The following is a 17,850-nucleotide window of genomic DNA, read 5'->3' as shown; positions in this document are numbered from 1 at the left end:
GAGTCGCATTAACGCTTATACAGCGGGCCGTAGTTTTGGCAGGCACGATAATCCTGGCCTTCGCTATCCATACCGTGGGCCGCCCAGGCTGAAGGACGATAGATTTTTTCGTCTTCCACGTTGTGCATGCAAACCGGAATACGCAGCATGGCGGCAAGCGTAATAAAGTCCGCGCCGACGTGACCAATCGTCAGCACACCGTGGTTTGCGCCCCAGTTAGCCATGACGGAATAGACATCGCTGAATGGACCTTTACCGGTTAAGCGCGGGGCAAACCAGGTGGTCGGCCAGGTCGAGTTGGTACGCGCATCAAGCTGAGCATGCACCTCTTTTGGTAACTCCACGCTCCAGCCTTCGGCGATTTGCAGTACCGGTCCTAACCCTTTGATAATATTGATGCGAGTCATGGTGAATGGCACACCGCCCTCGGTCAGGAAGCGAGAGGAATAACCGCCGCCGCGGAAGTATTCGTGAATAGCCGGACACCATTCGGTCGCCGCCAGACAATCATCAGCCTCTTTCTGCGAGATTTCCCAGTGCGGCTTCATGGTTGGTTTCCCTTCGCCATTGCGCTGCTTGCAGGAACCATCCAGTGCAGCCGAGCCGGAGTTAATCAGGTGAATAATGCCGTGCTCAGCCAGCCCGGTCAGCGGTTTACCCGTGACACGCTCCACCGCCTCTGGCGACCAGAAGGTGCGCACATCAGCAAAAACCTGTGCTGTACCGGTGAGCTGGTGACCAAACAGCATCGCTACGCCGTTGAGACTGTCGTTTTCAGTCGCGACAACGAACGGCTCACGCACGCCATTCCAGTCGAAGGAGCTATTCAGCAGTGCTTCGGCAGTGTCGCCGTTTGGATATTGATCCGTCCAGTGACGCTGGCCCTGGAATCCCGCGGCAATCGCGTTGTAACCCAGCGATTCTTCAACACGACCTTTGTCTGCTAGTTTCTGATTGCCTTGCATCATGTCGCGGATGCACATCGCCATCAGCAGGCTTTCTTTCAGTACTGCGCGGCTCTGTTCTTCGTTACGCTTATACTGTTGCGCGTTCTGATCTTCGCCGTAGCGGAAATGCTTGTCTGCCCACGCCAGTGCGATATCCAGTTCAGCTTCGTCATAAATTTTTTGATCAATGCGACGACGAAGTTCAGTCATATCAACAGGTTGAACCTTCATTCCCAGCCAGGATTCAAAGAAGTTATGATCGACAATAGAACCGGCGATGCCCATAGAAACGCCGCCTACGGATAAATAGCTTTTACCTTTCATACTGGCAACGGCTAAGCCCGCCCGGGTGAAGCGCAGCAGTTTTTCTTCGACATCGGCGGGGATGGTGGTGTCGCCGGCATCCTGTACGTCGTGACCGTAAATGGAGAACGCGGGCAGACCTTTTTGATTATGCGCAGCCAGCGCGGCAGCAAGATAAACGGCGCCAGGGCGTTCTGTGCCGTTAAAGCCCCAGATTGCTTTCGGACGCATCGGATCCATGTCGATGGTTTCGCTGCCGTAGCACCAGCAAGGGGTAACGGTAATCGTTACGCCAACATTTTGGCTGCTGAACTTTTCTTCACAGGCTGCGGATTCCGCCAGACCGGCAATACAGGTGTCGGCAATTACACATTCAATTTGTGCGCCACAGGCATGGCGAAGTTTTTCCGTAATAAGCGCGGCGGTGGCTTTCGCCATATTCATGGTTTGCTCTTCAAGCGACTCACGTACCCCCATACGACGACCATCAATAACCGGGCGGATACCAATCTTCGGTAAGCTATTTTTTCTCATTCGAGGTTCCTCATCTCACTTTGTGCCGTGCTGCAAAAGCGGATGTTGGACACCACTGTCGCAGTTGGCTGAATTACCCATTTTTGCTAACTCGAGTTAGCTTAGGTATTGGAGAGTTTTTTACACAACTTTTTTGTTATGGAACTGTGAGAGGCTTCACGAGAAGTGGTTAAAATTCGATCTGCGTCAAATAAACAAATACGCAGATTTTTAATAAAAACCTTTTAAATCATAAATATATAATAAATTGTCTGTTCAGCATCACAGTTTTAAACCAAATGATTTGGCTAATTTGAGTAGCTAAAATAGCTTTAAAAGGCACTTCGCTAACTCGAGTTAGCATGATTGATAAAACGCATATGAACTTGTAAGTAGTATTCGCATTAACGGTGACGATGGCTCTCTGGCAATCTTGTTTTCGCCTGATTCACTGACTGCAGTTTCTGTATATTGAGGAAAGCAGCAATGTCTGAAACATTTTTACAGATGAGTCATATTACGAAACGTTTTCCCGGCGTATTAGCGTTGAGTAATGTGGATTTTGCTTTACGCAAAGGTGAGGTTCATGCGCTGCTGGGTGAGAATGGCGCAGGAAAGTCTACGTTGATGAAGATCTTATCCGGTGTTTATCAGCCTGATGAAGGGGATATTATTTTTGAGGGGCAGCCGGTTACTTTCGCTAACCCGTTAAGTGCACAAAGTGCAGGTATCACGATTATTCATCAGGAATTTAACCTCTTCCCTGAACTCACCGTTGAAGAAAATATATTTATTGGCAGGGAGTTTTGCAAAAATAATCGCTGGCGTCTGGATGAAAAACAACAGCGACAGGCTGCTATCGATATTTTGCAAAAGTTAAACCTGAATATCGCGCCAGATACGCTGGTTGCCGATTTGACCGTTGCTCAACAACAAATGGTTGAGATAGCTAAAGCGATATCGGTCAATGCCAAGATTCTTATTATGGATGAACCTACGGCAGCACTTACGGAAACGGAAATCGACAGCTTATTTCAGGTAACCCGTTTATTGAAAGAACAGGGGACTGGCATTGTTTACATCTCGCACCGACTGGAGGAGCTGGCGCTGATAGCCGATCGCGCTACGGTAATGCGCGATGGGCAGTTTATTGCCACCGTGGATTATGATGCGGTCAAAATTAGCGACCTGATTGCCATGATGGTCGGGCGCGACCTCGGTAATATTTATCCTCGCCGTAAACCTTTGGCTCAACGTAAGCCCGTGTTGGAAGTGAGTAGGCTAACGCGCAATGGTGTATTGAACAATATCGATTTCACGCTTTACCAAGGAGAAATCCTGGGCTTCGCCGGCCTGATGGGCGCAGGGCGTACTGAGCTGGCACGGGCGATTTTTGGCGCGGATCCCATTGATGGTGGGACCCTCAAGCTGAACGGTAAAGTTACGGTGATTAAAGATATTCCTGATGCTATCCAACAGGGTATCAGCTATTTAACCGAGGACAGGAAAAAAGAGGGGCTGGCATTAGGACTGTCCGTTGAGCGCAATATTATGTTGGGCAATTACCCTGAGTATTCCGATCGTTTTGGCAATGTGGACAGCACACGTTGCCAGAAAACCAGCGAGGAACAGGTTAAAGCCCTACGCATTAAAACACCACATTTAGAGCAAGCTGCCTTGAATTTAAGTGGTGGTAATCAGCAGAAAATTATTATTGCCCGATGGGTGTGTAAAGACACCGATATTCTCATCTTTGATGAACCCACTCGCGGGATTGATGTGGGGGCCAAACTTGAAATTTATGAATTAATGAATCGGCTGGTGGCAAAAGGGAAATCAATTATCATGATCTCCTCTGAATTACCGGAAGTGCTGGGTATGTGCGATCGCATTTTAGTGATGCGTAATGGGCGTATTACCGGAGAGCTAGCTTCTGATGACGCCACACAAGAAAAAATCATGCAATATGCGACGTTAGAGGACTAACTTATGACTATCTCTGTAACCTCTTCAGACAGCAATAATAAGAAAATAAAAATTAACAAAGAACTTTTAATGCGCCTTGCGCCACTTTTAAGTCTGATTATTTTGGTGATATTTTTTAGTTTTGGTTCGCCATTTTTCTTTAACACTGAAAACATTATGACAATTGCCCTGCAAACCTCGGTGATTGGCATTATGGCGATTGGCGTTACCTTCGTCATTATCACTTCAGGGATCGACCTTTCTCTCGGTTCAGTCGTGGCATTTTCTGGTGTCGCGGTAGGTATCTGCGCCACGCTAGGTCTGCCTCTGCCTGTCTGTATTTTTGCGGGTGTACTGGCTGGAGGATTATGCGGCTATATCAATGGCCTGCTGGTCACCAAAATGACTATCCCGCCTTTTATCGCCACGCTGGGTCTGATGATGTCCGTCAGAGGTATCAATATGGTGATGACCGATGGCCGCGCGATTTACTTCGCTGATTACCCCACCTTCAAAATGCTGGCCCAGGGACGGTTGTTTGATGTGCTGCCCTATCCCGTTTTTTACCTGGTGGTGGTGGCGCTCATCGCCGCCTACATCCTGAAGAAAACGGTGATAGGCCGCTATGTTTACGCAGTGGGCAGTAATGAGGTGGCGGCACATCTTTCCGGGATTAAAGTGCAACGCGTCAAAATTTTTGTCTACGCCTTTTGTGGTCTGCTGACCGGGATTGCCGGGGTCATTCTGGCCTCTCGTTTGAACTCTGGTCAGCCGACGGTCGGCGTGGGTTATGAGCTGGAAGCCATCGCGGCGGTCGTTATTGGCGGTACCAGCCTGATGGGCGGGATTGGCACCATCGGCGGCACTATCATTGGCGCATTCATTATGAGCGTGTTGAAAAATGGTCTGAACCTGATGGGAGTTTCCCAGTTCTGGCAAATGGTGGCCATGGGTGTAGTGGTCATTGCAGCGGTTTATCTCGACACTTTACGCAAAAAAATTCGTTGATTTACGCTCCCGGAAGTCACGGGACATCATAACCCTGACGTTTAGGGTGACTCACTCAGAACGGAGTAAAACAATGAGAACCAGGAATTTTGTCTATGCGTTATCCCTGCTGGCCTGTATGACATCCAGCGTTTTGGCTAAAGATATGAATCTTCCCGTGGTCAGTAAAGGTTTCCAGCATGAATTCTGGCAAACCGTAAAAATGGGGACGGAAGCGGCAGCAAAAGAGTTGGGTGACAAAACCAGCTATGTGGGCCCGGCGGATGAAACTCAGATTGCCGAGCAGATTCAGTTAGTTGAAAACGCGATGGCGCAAAAACCCAATGGACTATTGCTGGCCGCGTTAGATGCCAATGCGCTGGCACCATTAGTTGAGACCGCAAATTCACGCGGCATTAAAGTTGTGACCTTTGACTCCGGTGTGAATTCTGATATTCCGGTCAGTTTTGTCGCCACGAATAACCGTAAAGCCGGGGCTGAAGCGGCAGACGCGTTGGCAGCAGAAGTGGGCAGCAAAGGAAAAGTGGGCATTATTGCGCACGTAGCAGGGACCTCCTCAGCGATTGAGCGTTCAGAAGGGTTTATTGCCCGCATGAAGGAAAAATATCCGGATATCCAGGTGCTACCGGTCCAGTACAGCGATGGCGATCCGCAAAAAGCGATGGATAAAACCATCGATATGATCCAGGCCAACCCGGATATTGCAGGGATTTATGGCACGAATGAAGGCTCAACACTCGGCGTAGCAAACGCAATTGATAGTCAAAACCTGAAAGGCAAAGTGAAGGTGATTGGTTTTGATAGCACCGAGGCCATTATTGCCTTCCTGAAGTCCGGGGTGATTCAGGGCTTTGTTGTGCAGGACGCCTACCAGATTGGCTATCAGGGTATCAAGACGCTGAATGCGGCGGTATCCGGTCAGTCTGTACCAAAAGAGATTGATATTCCGGTGAAATTCGTTAGTGCGAAGAACATTGATACCCCAGAAATTGACAAGCTGTTACACCCATTCGGTAAAAAATAAGAGCGTTGGGGCGAGGTACTCGCCCCACTATTAGCTAACGTCAGGGAGTTACTATGAGCAGTGGATATTTCCTCGGTGTGGATGTCGGCTCTGCCAGTGTCAGGGCGGGTGTGTTCGATGCCAGCGGCAAACGCCTGGCCTTTGCGACACGCCCTATCTCGCAGTTTCGACCCGGCCCCGCTCGGGTTGAGCAGTCATCTGCAGAAATCTGGCAGCAGGTTTGCGATGCGGTTAAGGGGGCGGTATCGTCATCCGGGATCTGCATTGAGGATATCCGTTCACTGGGATTCGATGCCACTTGTTCATTGGTGGCTCTCGACGAGCAAGGGCAGGGCCTGGCGGTTTCACCAGGCGAACCATCAGACCATAACATCATCATGTGGATGGACCATCGCGCGGTGCAGGAAGCTCAGCATATTAATGCTACGCAGGATCCGGCTCTGCGTTACGTTGGCGGTGAAGTCAGCGTCGAAATGGAGCTTCCCAAGGTGCTGTGGCTAAAAAAACACTTTCCTGCAACCTGGAACAGGGCGCATCGTTTTTACGATTTGGCTGACTACCTTGTCTGTAAAGCCACCGGGAGCGACGTGGCCGGTCTGTGTACGCTGACCTGTAAATGGAACTATCTGGCCCATGAACAACGCTTTAGCCACTCTCTGCTCGACGCCGTAGAGTTAACGGATTTAACGGGCAAAATTCCGTCGCATATTCTTCCGCCTGGTGCCGCCGTGGGAACGCTTAGCGCCGATGCGGCCCAGGCGTTGGGGCTGACGACTGCAGTTGTCGTCGCCAGTGGGATGATTGATGCCCATGCAGGCGGTTTGGCGCTTGCTGGCGTTGAGCCAGCGGGAACGTTAGCGTTGATTAGCGGAACGTCAAACTGCCATATGCTATGCAGCGAACAGGAAATTTATACGCCGGGCGTATGGGGACCGTATTGGTCTGCCATGCTGCCGGGCTACTGGTTGACGGAGGGAGGGCAAAGCGCCGCTGGGGCATTGGTCGACTGGACGCTCCAGGAATCAGGGGCGAGTGCGGAGCTGTTTCATAAGGCCGAGGCGCGGGGTTGCCATCCGATCGTTTTAGTCAACGAATGGGTTGCGGAACTTGAGAGGAAGGAGTCTGAACCTGGTCGTTATTTGCATGTGCTGGCCGATCACCATGGCAATCGCTCCCCCCGCGCGCGACCCGATGCCCGGGGCAGCGTCTGCGGCTTGACTCTTGAGCGAGGCGAGATGCAGGTGGCTCGCCTGTACCTGGCGACATTACAGGCGATTGCCTGCGGTACGCGGCATATTATGGAAGTGATGCGTGAAAACGGCCATACCATTTCCCGACTGGCGCTGTGCGGCGGCGCAACGCATAACCCGCTGTGGATGCGGGAGTATGCCGATGCTACCGGATGCGATATTCATCTTATGCAGGAGGAAGATGTAGTGACGTTAGGGGCAGCTATCACCGGCGCGGTAGCAAGCGGCGCGTGGGCAAATATTCCATCTGCATGCCAGGCGATGGTTCGCTCCGGCGAGGTTATTAAGGCTAATCCGGCACGGCGGGACTTCTATGAGCGCAAATACCAGGTCTATCTGATGATGTGGGATCAGCAGCAGGCGATTAACCAGCTTATGCAGTAAGACAAAAGTTTAAAATACTTTTATGATTGGAGATTGACGTTTTTGGATGTGGACTGGGGCATATAAATGGCTAAAACAGTAGAACAGATAGCCAGCGATCTGAATTTATCGGTTACGACCGTACGACTGGTGCTGAACGGGAAAGCAGAGCAATATCGAATCAGTGTCAAAACCCAAACGCGTATTAATGAATATGTTGAGCGTTATGGTTACGTCATAAACCATTCGGCCCGCAGCCTGAAATTGAATAAAACGGATACATTGGGACTGATTGTTCCAAATATTTCCAACGTTTTTTTTGCCACTCTCGCCGAGAAACTTGAGCAACGCTGTCGTCGCTCCGGTTATCAGTTAATGATTAGCTGTACCTATGATGATGTTGATTACGAAAATAAATTGACCAAAGCGTTAATCGCTCGCAATGTTGATGGCCTTTTTATTGTTCCCTCAACATTGGAGAATCAGCAACACCATTTACGCCAGGTCAGAAAACCGATGGTGTTACTGGACCGTGATTTTAAGTATACCGATAACGCACTGGTTGAAAGTCATAATATTTTAGGCGGCGAAAAGTTGACGCAAAGTTTGTTTGATGCCGGAAAGGCTCCGATCTGGTTTTTAGTCGGAGATACCGGATTACCCAGTATTGGCGATCGTTTGCAAGGTTACCTTAATTCTTTGAAGAATAATGGTATTCATCACCGTGATTGGGTGCGTGAAGGTCCTGACAACACCCCTGAAGGTGGTTTTCAACTGATGGATAGATTGATTGGTGAACAGGGGCAGCCGCAGGCGTTTATTGCCTCATCATTACCCGTGCTGGAAGGTGCTATTAACGCTATTCGCCATCGTTTCGGCACAATTTCACCTGATATTAATATTGGCACATTCGATGAACATCCGATGCTGGGATTTCTCGCCAATAATGTCTGGTCAATGCAGCAGGATGAAAATGTTTGGGCGGAAAAAGCATTCGATATGATGATGAGTGCCATTGACGACCAACCTATTAAAGAAACTGTAAAAGTACCGATGAAACTTATTAAGCGCGTAAGACAACAATAATACGTTGCTATAAATAAATCGGCCAACTGGATCTGAATAAACACATTCAGTGGCTGCCCATATCTGAAACCTGACCCGTCTTATTCTGCGGCTACATTTTTCGCAATTAAAGACGAGGAGAAACTGTACCCGGAGAATCATTATGGAAAGAATGCGTTTGTCACGAGAAATCATTGAAACCTGTCTTGAAATGACCAGCCTTGGATTAAATCAGGGGACGGCGGGAAATGTGAGTGCGCGATATGAGAATGGGATGTTGATCACGCCCAGCGGTATTCCTTATGAAAGACTTACTGAAAACATGATCGTGTATGTAGATAACGACGGAAAATATGATAAAGGTCAGTTACCCTCCAGCGAATGGCGTTTTCACCTGGCGGCTTACCAGACGCGTCCGGACGCCAATGCGGTTGTCCATAACCATGCTGTGCACTGTACGGCCGTTTCTATTCTCAACCGTCCAATTCCGGCAATCCATTACATGATTGCGGCGGCGGGGGGAAACTCTATTCCGTGTGCGCCTTATGCGACGTTTGGTACACGAGAGCTGTCAGAGCATGTGAGCGTCGCCCTGAAAAACCGTAAGGCAACGCTTTTACAGCACCATGGGCTGATTGCTTGTGAAGCGAATCTGGAAAAAGCACTGTGGTTGGCGCATGAAGTAGAAGTTCTGGCGCGCCTTTATCTGAGCACCCTGGCCATTGTTGATCCGGTTCCGGTGTTAGACGATGAGGAGATCGCGATTGTGCTGGAGAAATTCAAATCTTACGGATTACGAATTGAAGAGTAATTTCGCATAGCGAAAAGGAGAAATACGATGGCGAACAGAATGATTCTGAACGAAACGGCATGGTTTGGCCGGGGAGCTGTTGGTGCATTAACCGATGAAGTCATCCGTCGTGGTTATCGCAAGGCGCTGATTGTGACCGATGAGAATCTGGTGCGGTGCGGTGTTGTCGAGAAGGTGACGTCCCGGATGGACGCTGCAGGTCTGGCGTGGGAAATCTATTCAGGTGTTATTCCTAACCCAACCATTGCGGTGGTACAGGAAGGATTGGAGGTCTTTCAGCAAAGTGGCGCAGACTATTTGATAGCTATTGGCGGAGGCTCCCCGCAGGATACCTGTAAAGCGATTGGTATTATCAACAATAACCCTGAGTTTGCGGATGTACGCAGCCTCGAAGGGTTATCCCCGACGCGCTGCCCGAGCGTGCCGGTTATGGCTATCCCAACCACAGCAGGGACGGCGGCGGAAGTGACCATTAACTACGTGATCACGGATGAAGAAAACCGGCGTAAGTTTGTTTGTGTCGATCCACATGATATTCCGCAGGTGGCGTTTATCGATGCTGACATGATGGACGGCATGCCTGCGGCGTTAAAAGCGGCCACGGGTGTTGACGCCCTGACCCATGCCATTGAAGGATACATCACGCGAGCAGCGTGGGCGCTTACCGATGCGCTGCACATTAAAGCGATTGAAATTATTGCCGGGGCTTTACGCGGATCGGTCGCGGGCGACAGCCAGGCGGGCGAAGCGATGGCGCTGGGCCAGTACGTTGCCGGAATGGGTTTTTCCAACGTTGGCCTGGGATTAGTGCATGGCATGGCGCACCCGCTGGGCGCGTTTTATAACACCCCGCACGGCGTCGCGAATGCCATTTTGCTACCGCATGTGATGCACTATAACGCCGAATATACCGGGGAGAAATTTCGCGATATCGCCCGGGTGATGGGCGTGAAGGTTGAAGGACTGACGCTGGCAGAAGCACGGAAAGCGGCAGTGGATGCGGTATTTGCCCTTAACCGTGATGTTGGGATCCCGCTGCACCTGCGCGATGTAGGCGTACGCAAAGAGGATATTCCTGCACTGGCGCAGGCTGCATTTGATGATGTCTGTACCGGCGGAAATCCGCGTGAAGCGAGCCTGGGCGATATCGTTGAGCTGTACCATACCGCCTGGTAATCACCCGGGGTTTATCCGGCCTACAGGGTTGTACGGTAAGTAGGCCGGATAAGGGGTTTGCCCCACCATCCAGCAATAAGACTACCGCGCCAGCCGTAGCTGCTGTAAATTCCCGTCGATATGTAAGTCCGTTTGCAGTCGCGCGATATCCCGACACAGAAACGCCATTTCCCGATGTTCTTCGAGTTTCTTGCGCCACTTTTCCGGCACCTCATCAAGATGCGCGTAAATGCCTTCCAGCGTTAGAAACTGCGTCAGCAATTGCGTGGCGCTTTTGGGGCCAATACCTGCGACCCCCGGTACTTTAGAACTGCTGATCCCAGCCAGCCCCCAGTAATCGGGCAGTTGTTGTGGCAGCACGCCGAACTCTTTCTCAATGAACGGCGCGTCCAGCCAGCGCTTCTGAAAATAGTCGCGAATACGCAGCGTCGGGGAGAGCAACTGACAGTAGCCTTTATCGGTGGAGACGATGGTGGCTTGATGTCCTGCCTGGCAGACTTTAATCGCCAGAGTAGCGGCTAAATCGTCGGCTTCATTACCGCTGGAGACCCAGCAGCAGACGCCGCGCTGTTCAAAAGCGGCGCGTAAGGCGGGCATTTCCTGATACAAGTCTTGTGGCATTGGCGGCCGACCGGCTTTGTAGTCAGGCAGTCTTTGGTGACGCCAGCCGCTGTTGCGCGCTTCGTCATCAAAGACCGCCACGGCGTGCGTGGGCTGACTGTGCACAATTAATTGATCGAGCGCGTGCTGGCACGTCTCCACGCAGGGGGAGCCCTGTACGGCGTGAATACGGCGGATAAGATTCAGTGCATCGACAATGAGCAGGTGGACGGCCACGGTGTTCTCCCTAACAGATCAGTCCGTAGGGTAACATTCACGGCGGGGGGAGGCGAATATCTGAAATCAACATTTTGCCAGATGGCGGCTGACGCCTTATCCGGCCTACAAATGACAATGGAACTGTAGGCCGGATAAGTTGGGCTTTAATCGCAGGTGACAATCTTCATCGCCAGACCGCCGCGAGAGGTTTCGCGGTATTTGGCATTCATGTCTTTCCCGGTTTCGTACATGGTCTCGATGACTTTATCGAGGCACACGCGCGGTTCACTGGTACGGCGCAGCGCCATACGCGCGGCGTTTACTGCTTTAACCGAAGCAATGGCATTACGCTCAATGCACGGTACCTGAACCTGGCCGGCAACCGGATCGCAGGTCAGACCCAGGTTGTGTTCCATACCGATTTCCGCCGCGATGCATACCTGCGTTGGGCTACCGCCCAGCAGCTCGGCCAGACCGGCAGCTGCCATGGAGCAGGCTACGCCGACTTCACCCTGACAGCCGACTTCGGCGCCAGAGATAGAGGCGTTCATCTTGTACAGCGAGCCGATGGCGCTCGCGACCAGCATGTAGCGTGCCAGCGAGTTAGCGTTCACTTCACGGATAAACTTGTCGTAGTACGCCAGCACGGCAGGAACAATCCCGCATGCGCCGTTGGTTGGCGCAGTCACCACGCGTCCACCGGCGGCGTTTTCTTCGTTCACGGCCAGCGCGAACATGTTGATCCAGTCAACAACCGCCATCGGGTCAGTGGTGGTTTTGTCACTGCTGACCAACATACGACGTAGCGCCGCCGCACGACGCGGAACGCGCAGTTTACCCGGCAATACACCTTCGGTGGTGATACCGCGCTCAATCCCGCTACGCATCACTTCCCAGACGTTGGCAAAGTGCTGTTCCAGCTCTTCTTTGCTGTGCAGCGCCAGTTCGTTTTGCATCATCAGACCGGAAAGCGACAGGCCGGTTTCCTGGCAATGACGTTGCAAGTCCGCCGCAGATTTATACGGATACGGTACGTTTACCGGAGAGTTGTTCGGTAAACCAAAATGTTCTTCATCAACGATGAACCCACCGCCAATGGAATAGTAAGTCTGGCTGTAAATGGCTTTTTCGCCCGCCAGTGCGGTAATACGCATCCCGTTTTCGTGCAGGGACAGATTGTCCGTATGGAAATTCATGCACTTGTCGACCGGGAATTCGACCTCATGTTGACCGTCCGCCAGCAGCAAACGCCCATGAGTGTTCACATCCTGGATAAAGGCCGGGATGGCATCAATGTCTACGGTATCCGGCAGATTACCCGCCAGACCCATAATAATCGCGATGTCGGTATGGTGACCTTTGCCCGTCAGGGACAAAGAGCCATAAACATCAACCACTACGCGGGTTACGTCAGTGAGAATTCCGCGTGCAATCAGGTCATCCGTGAATTGTTTGCCTGCTTTCATCGGGCCAACAGTATGGGAGCTGGAAGGGCCAATGCCGATTTTGAAAATATCGAATACGCTAATCATGAGGCGTCCATTGTGTATCGAGGTGCGCCGCCCCGAGGAGCGGCGCAGGGGAATTAACTGAACAGAGAGTAGAAAATAGCGGAGATAGCGATCAGGCCCATAATCACAACGAAGACGTTGCTGATATGGCCGCTGTATTTACGCATTGCCGGTACTTTCTGAATGGCATACATCGGCATCAGGAACAGAATCATCGCGATGATTGGGCCACCCAGGGTCTCAATCATACCGAGGATGCTCGGGTTCAGCGTTGCCACAATCCAGGTGGTTACCAGCATGAACAGCGCAGTGATTTTGTTCAGTTTGTTGATTTCGATGGTTTTGCCTTTGCCGCGCAGAGACTTAATCACCATCCCGTTGAAGCCTTCACGTGCGCCCAGGTAGTGGCCGAGGAAGGATTTGGTGATAGCGATCATCGCGATGATCGGTGCCATCCAGGCAATAATCGGCGCGTTAAAGTGGTTCGCCAGGTAAGACAGGATAGAGATGTTCTGCTCTTTCGCTGCGGCCAGATCTGCCGGAGTCAGGCTGAATACACAGCTGAAGACGAAGAACATAACGGTCAGTACCATCATGATGTGAGCGAATGCCAGAATCTTGGAGCATTTCTTCTCAGCTTCATCACCGTACTCTTCACGCTTCGCCACGGCGAAGGAGGAGATGATCGGGGAGTGGTTGAAGGAGAACACCATTACCGGAATCGCCAGCCACAAGGTCAACAGCAGGCCGTTGCCGGTGGTTGCCGCAGAGTCAAAAGACATGGTTTCCAGAATCGCACCGCTCCACTGAGGGATCAGATACAGCGCCAGCAGCATCAGGGCGGCAACAAACGGGAATACCAGGATGCTCATCGCCTTAACGATCATCTGCTCACCGAAGCGCACGATGGTCATCATACCGACAATCAGGATCAGAGACAGGATGGCACGCGGCGGCGGAGTAATCGCCAGCTGGTGAGCCAGGAAGCTTTCAACGGTGTTGGTGATTGCTACGCTGTAAACCAACAGAATCGGGTAGATAGCGAAGAAGTAGAGCAGGGTAATCAGTTTACCCGCGCCAACGCCAAAGTGTTCTTCTACAACTTCAGTAATGTCTTCACCCGGATTTTTACCGGACAACACGAAGCGGGTCAGGCCACGGTGTGCAAAGAAGGTCATCGGGAAGGCAAGGATCGCCATGATGATCAGCGGGATCATACCGCCTACACCTGCGTTAATCGGCAGGAACAATACACCCGCGCCAATCGCCGTGCCGTAAAGGCCCAGCATCCACATGGTATCTGTCTTGCGCCATGCGCTGCGGGTCTGACCCGTAACGATAGTGCTGGTTTGAGTGTTTTCCATCTATTTCTCCTGGAGGAAGCTTAAAAAGTCGGGTTTGGGGTCAATCCGATGAGAAAGAACCCGACTGTAAATCGAAATTCGTTGAGCGATTTTTTATATAATTTTTCGCCGTAATAATTTGCGGGCGGAAAGATACATTTTAGTAATGAATGTATCAGTGATCGCGATCCCAAATGCAATAATCCACCTTTTATGTGGATAAATTTGGACCATTAATCTGTTAAAAAATAGTCAAAGCGAATTTACGGGCGCAGAGGCTAACATTAACGACATATCTCATGAAAGCGAAGGCGCGAAGATACGAGCGTTGCGCTGTAAAAACTGTTGTTTTTAGAGGATTTTGGCGACTAATAATAATTTCCTAAGATAAATGACGGTTGGTTTTTAAAGGTAATCGTTTGCGTGGCGCGTTATATTTAACGATATATCATTGGTATTTATATAATCGTCTGAGCTATGTGACTGGTATCACTAAAAAAAGCCGGGAGGCGTATGCGCCAAACCCGGCTTTGATATGGACAAAATTGTCACCGCGGTAGCGTCTGCTATCGGGTGTTGAAGGTCAGGCGCAGATCTCGTAGCAAGGGATGTACGCGGAGCCTGGCAACTTCATGCGATGCTGCGCAACGAAGCCCTGCAGGAGATCGTCCATGCGACGCATCATTTCGCGGTCACCGTGGATTTTGTACGGGCCAAACTCTTCGATGGCGCGAATGCCGACCTCCTTCACGTTACCGGCCACAATACCCGAGAATGCACGACGCAGGTCGGCCGCCAGAACTTCAACGGGTTGATCCGGATACAGTTTCAGGTTAGCCATGTTTTCATGGGACGGCTCGAACGGCATCTGCAAATCAGGTGCGATACGAATCGACCAGTTAAAACTGTAGGCATCTCCGGTGTCGCGACGGTTCTCTTTTACCAGCGGCATCGCTTTTTTCATCAAACGCGCAACTTCCGCCGCATCGTCAATGATAATGCGATAGTGTCGGCGGGCTTCTTCCCCCAGCGTGTGCACGATAAATTCGTCCAGCACGCGGAAGTAATCGGCACTCTCTTTTGGTCCGGTCAAAATCAGCGGTAGCACCTGATCTTTGTTTGCCGGGTTCATCAAGATCCCCAGCAGATACAACAGCTCTTCCGCAGTCCCGACACCACCCGGGAAGATGATAATACCGTGGGCGATACGCACGAACGCTTCCAGACGTTTTTCAATGTCCGGCATGATGATCAGTTCGTTAACCAGCGGGTTAGGCGGCTCAGCGGCGATGATTGACGGTTCGGTCATACCAATAAAGCGGCTGTCTTTGTAACGCTGCTGGGCGTGACCGACCGCAGCGCCTTTCATTGGCGCTTCCATCGCTCCCGGACCGCAGCCGGTACAGATGTTCAACTCACGCAGGCCCAACTGGGTGCCGACGCGACGCGCATACAGGTATTCATTTTCGTTGATTGAGTGACCGCCCCAGCAGACAACCATGTTCGGCGCTTCACCGACGTGTAGCGCCCGGGCGTTACGCAGGATCGAGAACACCAGGTTGGTAATATGCACCGAACTTTCGAGATCCAGATGCTGAAAACGACCCGCGTTATGGATCTGACCATTGACGAACAGAATGTCGCGCAGCACGGCAAAAAGGTTGGCTTGTAGCGCACGAATGATGCGCCCATCAACAAACGCATCTTCAGGCGGATTAATCAGTTCCAGCTTCACGCCTCGTTCGCGGCGCAGCACGTTAATGTCGAAACTTTCAAAGCGGGACAGCAGTTCTTTGCTGTTGTCGGTCAGACTGCCGGAGTTCAGAACGGCAAGTGAACAGTTACGAAACAGTTGATACAGGTCGCTGCTGGCCGTGCGTTTAAGTAATTCGACTTCCAGCTGCGACAACATGTCCATTGAGCCAAGTGGGCTAATATGTGTAATCAAGTAGACTCCTTATGGGACGCAAAACGCCATTCCCTGATGATACTCATCATACTTCAAGCTGCATACGCGTTGGCTTCCTCGCTCATCCCTGTCACTTACTTTAGTAAGCTCAGGGAATTCGCTGCGTCGCCGCCTTCATGCAACTCGAATTATTTAGAGTAAGTTACAATAGCCCTGGCTGATGGCCTTTCACAACCTTGCGCGCGGAATCCGACACGCAAAATTGAGAAAAAAGATTACTGACGTACCAGTCGGCCCGTAGCTGGCGTGAAATCGGTATTGGTGCGCCATGGGTTAATGTCCAGACCACCACGCCGCGTGTAGCGCGCGTAGACGCTCAGTTTCTCCGGCTGGCAGAAGCGCAGAATGTCATTGAAAATGCGCTCCACGCACTGCTCGTGAAATTCATTATGGTGGCGGAAGGAGACCAGATAACGCAGCAGCTTCTCCCGGTCGATTTTGCGTCCGCGATACTGAATTTGTATGGAGCCCCAGTCGGGCTGGTGGGTGATCAGACAGTTGGATTTCAGCAGGTGGCTGACCAGCGTCTCTTCCACCGCTTTTTCGCCGCTCACGGCATTTTCCAGATAGTCGGTGCTGAACTGGTAGTTATCAATGACGATATCCTGATTATCGATACAGGTGCCGTTAAAATGGGCAATCGGTTGTCCTTCCAGCTCGTCAAGGCGGTATAGCGCCACGCTGACATCGCCCTGAGCGCAGGCGCGCAGATCGTTTTCCAGCGTCTGGCGTACCGCCTCCCAGGAGTCAAAACGCGTCTGGTTAAAACTGTTCAGGTACAGCTTAAAGCTTTTCGATTCAATCAGATTTACGCTGGTGTAATCCAGCTCCACATGACCGACCGCAACCTGCGGTAAGCCGTTGGCATTCAGCCATGACAGTTCATACAGCGTCCAGATATCGGCACCGTGAAAAGGCAGATTATCGGCCTTTAGATCCAGCGGGTCGCGGTTGAGGCTGCGCGGAACACCCTGCAACAGACTGGCATCGTAATTGTCCCGATAATCCGTTGATTTACCGAGAGTCAGGCCGTCAAGCGCCCGATGATTTTCATAAGAAGACATGTTTCACCGTCATAAACCAGATACACTATGCGACAAGTGTATCCTGGCTTTTGTGAAGAGAGAAATCAGTGGACGAATTGACAGTGCAGGCGTTGACAGCCTTTACGACGCGTTATTGCGACGCGTGGCATGACAAAAACAACAGCTGGCCGCTCAGCGAAGAGCTGTATGGTGTACCGTCACCGTGCATCATTTCTTCCACTAACGATGCGGTTTATTGGCAACCTCAGCCTTTTGTCGGTGAAAAAAACGTCAATGCGGTTGAACGTGCCTTTGACATTGTGATACAACCTGCCGTTCACGCTTTTTACACCACCCAGTTTGCTGGGGATATGCACGCGCAGTTTGCGAATGAAAAGCTGACGTTGCTGCAAACCTGGAGTGAGGATGACTTCAGGCGCGTTCAGGAAAACCTGATTGGTCACCTGGTTACGCAAAAGCGACTCAAGCTCTCGCCTACGCTTTTCATTGCCACTCAGGACAACGAACTTGATGTCATCTCGGTGTGCAACCTGTCCGGTGAAGTTTGCAAAGAAACGCTGGGAACCCGTCAACGAACGGTGCTGGCAGCCTCGCTTGCGGAATTCCTCACTCAACTTAAGCCAGTTCTGTAATCCTGTTTGCCCTTAATCGTGTGAGAGATCTCTTACAAACCCTGTAGGACATTGCCAGGTAATAAGTGAAGACTTAATGAATTGAAAAACTATTAATTACTTACA

Annotated in this window: 14 protein-coding genes; 8 read left to right on the top strand and 6 right to left on the bottom strand. The window is 51.2% G+C overall.

Features of this window, described 5'->3' with window-relative positions; genetic code table 11:
* Positions 1-8: 8 nt before the first annotated feature.
* Positions 9-1,784 carry an L-fucose isomerase gene (gene fucI / locus FDW92_RS14610; protein WP_042310743.1) on the bottom strand — a complete coding sequence of 592 codons (1,776 nt, stop codon included), beginning with the start codon at positions 1,782-1,784 and terminating at the stop codon, positions 9-11.
* A gap of 465 nt (positions 1,785-2,249) precedes the next feature.
* Between fucI and FDW92_RS14605 the strand changes: the two genes are divergently transcribed.
* The 7 genes from FDW92_RS14605 (at position 2,250) to fucO (ending at position 10,425) form a co-directional block, all read left to right on the top strand.
* The gene (locus FDW92_RS14605; RefSeq protein WP_042310742.1) at positions 2,250-3,749 is read left to right on the top strand and encodes a sugar ABC transporter ATP-binding protein; all 1,500 of its coding nucleotides are present in this window, start codon (positions 2,250-2,252) and stop codon (positions 3,747-3,749) included.
* A gap of 3 nt (positions 3,750-3,752) precedes the next feature.
* Positions 3,753-4,736, top strand: a complete 984-nt coding sequence (locus FDW92_RS14600) for an ABC transporter permease (RefSeq protein ID WP_042310741.1) — start codon at positions 3,753-3,755, stop codon at positions 4,734-4,736.
* 73 nt (positions 4,737-4,809) lie between these two features.
* Positions 4,810-5,760, top strand: a complete 951-nt coding sequence (locus FDW92_RS14595; RefSeq protein ID WP_003034057.1) for a substrate-binding domain-containing protein — start codon at positions 4,810-4,812, stop codon at positions 5,758-5,760.
* A gap of 53 nt (positions 5,761-5,813) precedes the next feature.
* The gene (locus FDW92_RS14590; protein WP_042310740.1) at positions 5,814-7,394 is read left to right on the top strand and encodes an FGGY-family carbohydrate kinase; all 1,581 of its coding nucleotides are present in this window, start codon (positions 5,814-5,816) and stop codon (positions 7,392-7,394) included.
* A 66-nt stretch (positions 7,395-7,460) separates the two neighbouring features.
* Positions 7,461-8,459 (top strand): LacI family DNA-binding transcriptional regulator, encoded by a 999-nt coding sequence (locus tag FDW92_RS14585; protein ID WP_042310738.1) that lies wholly within the window; start codon positions 7,461-7,463, stop codon positions 8,457-8,459.
* A 142-nt stretch (positions 8,460-8,601) separates the two neighbouring features.
* On the top strand, positions 8,602-9,249 hold the full coding sequence (gene fucA / locus FDW92_RS14580) for an L-fuculose-phosphate aldolase (RefSeq protein ID WP_003034062.1): 648 nt from the start codon (positions 8,602-8,604) through the stop codon (positions 9,247-9,249).
* Between the two features lie 27 nt (positions 9,250-9,276).
* Positions 9,277-10,425, top strand: coding sequence for a lactaldehyde reductase (gene fucO / locus FDW92_RS14575; protein WP_042310736.1), 1,149 nt, complete (start codon positions 9,277-9,279; stop codon positions 10,423-10,425).
* Between the two features lie 81 nt (positions 10,426-10,506).
* Here the strand turns inward: fucO and xni are convergent, their stop codons facing one another.
* The 5 genes from xni to queF form a co-directional block, all read right to left on the bottom strand.
* Positions 10,507-11,262 carry a flap endonuclease Xni gene (gene xni, locus FDW92_RS14570; RefSeq protein ID WP_042310734.1) on the bottom strand — a complete coding sequence of 252 codons (756 nt, stop codon included), beginning with the start codon at positions 11,260-11,262 and terminating at the stop codon, positions 10,507-10,509.
* 146 nt (positions 11,263-11,408) lie between these two features.
* Positions 11,409-12,776 (bottom strand): L-serine ammonia-lyase, encoded by a 1,368-nt coding sequence (locus tag FDW92_RS14565; RefSeq protein WP_042310732.1) that lies wholly within the window; start codon positions 12,774-12,776, stop codon positions 11,409-11,411.
* 53 nt (positions 12,777-12,829) lie between these two features.
* Positions 12,830-14,119 carry an HAAAP family serine/threonine permease gene (locus tag FDW92_RS14560; RefSeq protein WP_042310730.1) on the bottom strand — a complete coding sequence of 430 codons (1,290 nt, stop codon included), beginning with the start codon at positions 14,117-14,119 and terminating at the stop codon, positions 12,830-12,832.
* Positions 14,120-14,681: 562 nt separating this feature from the next.
* On the bottom strand, positions 14,682-16,046 hold the full coding sequence (gene ppnN / locus FDW92_RS14555) for a nucleotide 5'-monophosphate nucleosidase PpnN (RefSeq protein WP_042310728.1): 1,365 nt from the start codon (positions 16,044-16,046) through the stop codon (positions 14,682-14,684).
* A gap of 236 nt (positions 16,047-16,282) precedes the next feature.
* Positions 16,283-17,131, bottom strand: coding sequence for an NADPH-dependent 7-cyano-7-deazaguanine reductase QueF (queF, locus tag FDW92_RS14550; protein WP_042310726.1), 849 nt, complete (start codon positions 17,129-17,131; stop codon positions 16,283-16,285).
* A gap of 68 nt (positions 17,132-17,199) precedes the next feature.
* Between queF and syd the strand changes: the two genes are divergently transcribed.
* The gene (gene syd, locus FDW92_RS14545) at positions 17,200-17,745 is read left to right on the top strand and encodes a SecY-interacting protein (RefSeq protein ID WP_042310725.1); all 546 of its coding nucleotides are present in this window, start codon (positions 17,200-17,202) and stop codon (positions 17,743-17,745) included.
* Positions 17,746-17,850 lie beyond the last annotated feature (105 nt).

The sequence above is a fragment of the Citrobacter sp. wls706 genome, from assembly GCF_005281305.1.
Taxonomy (GTDB): Bacteria; Pseudomonadota; Gammaproteobacteria; order Enterobacterales; family Enterobacteriaceae; genus Citrobacter; species Citrobacter werkmanii.
Note: the sequence above shows the minus strand (reverse complement) of the source record. Positions and strands in the feature narration are given on the sequence as shown.

Coding starts and splice junctions, on each gene's coding strand:
- FDW92_RS14585 (WP_042310738.1), top strand. CDS start 7,461: ATGGCTAAAACAGTAGAACAGATAGCCAGCGATCTGAATTTATCGGTT.
- fucI (WP_042310743.1), bottom strand. CDS start 1,784: ATGAGAAAAAATAGCTTACCGAAGATTGGTATCCGCCCGGTTATTGAT.
- FDW92_RS14605 (WP_042310742.1), top strand. CDS start 2,250: ATGTCTGAAACATTTTTACAGATGAGTCATATTACGAAACGTTTTCCC.
- fucA (WP_003034062.1), top strand. CDS start 8,602: ATGGAAAGAATGCGTTTGTCACGAGAAATCATTGAAACCTGTCTTGAA.
- fucO (WP_042310736.1), top strand. CDS start 9,277: ATGGCGAACAGAATGATTCTGAACGAAACGGCATGGTTTGGCCGGGGA.
- FDW92_RS14595 (WP_003034057.1), top strand. CDS start 4,810: ATGAGAACCAGGAATTTTGTCTATGCGTTATCCCTGCTGGCCTGTATG.
- FDW92_RS14600 (WP_042310741.1), top strand. CDS start 3,753: ATGACTATCTCTGTAACCTCTTCAGACAGCAATAATAAGAAAATAAAA.
- FDW92_RS14590 (WP_042310740.1), top strand. CDS start 5,814: ATGAGCAGTGGATATTTCCTCGGTGTGGATGTCGGCTCTGCCAGTGTC.
- queF (WP_042310726.1), bottom strand. CDS start 17,131: ATGTCTTCTTATGAAAATCATCGGGCGCTTGACGGCCTGACTCTCGGT.
- FDW92_RS14565 (WP_042310732.1), bottom strand. CDS start 12,776: ATGATTAGCGTATTCGATATTTTCAAAATCGGCATTGGCCCTTCCAGC.
- FDW92_RS14560 (WP_042310730.1), bottom strand. CDS start 14,119: ATGGAAAACACTCAAACCAGCACTATCGTTACGGGTCAGACCCGCAGC.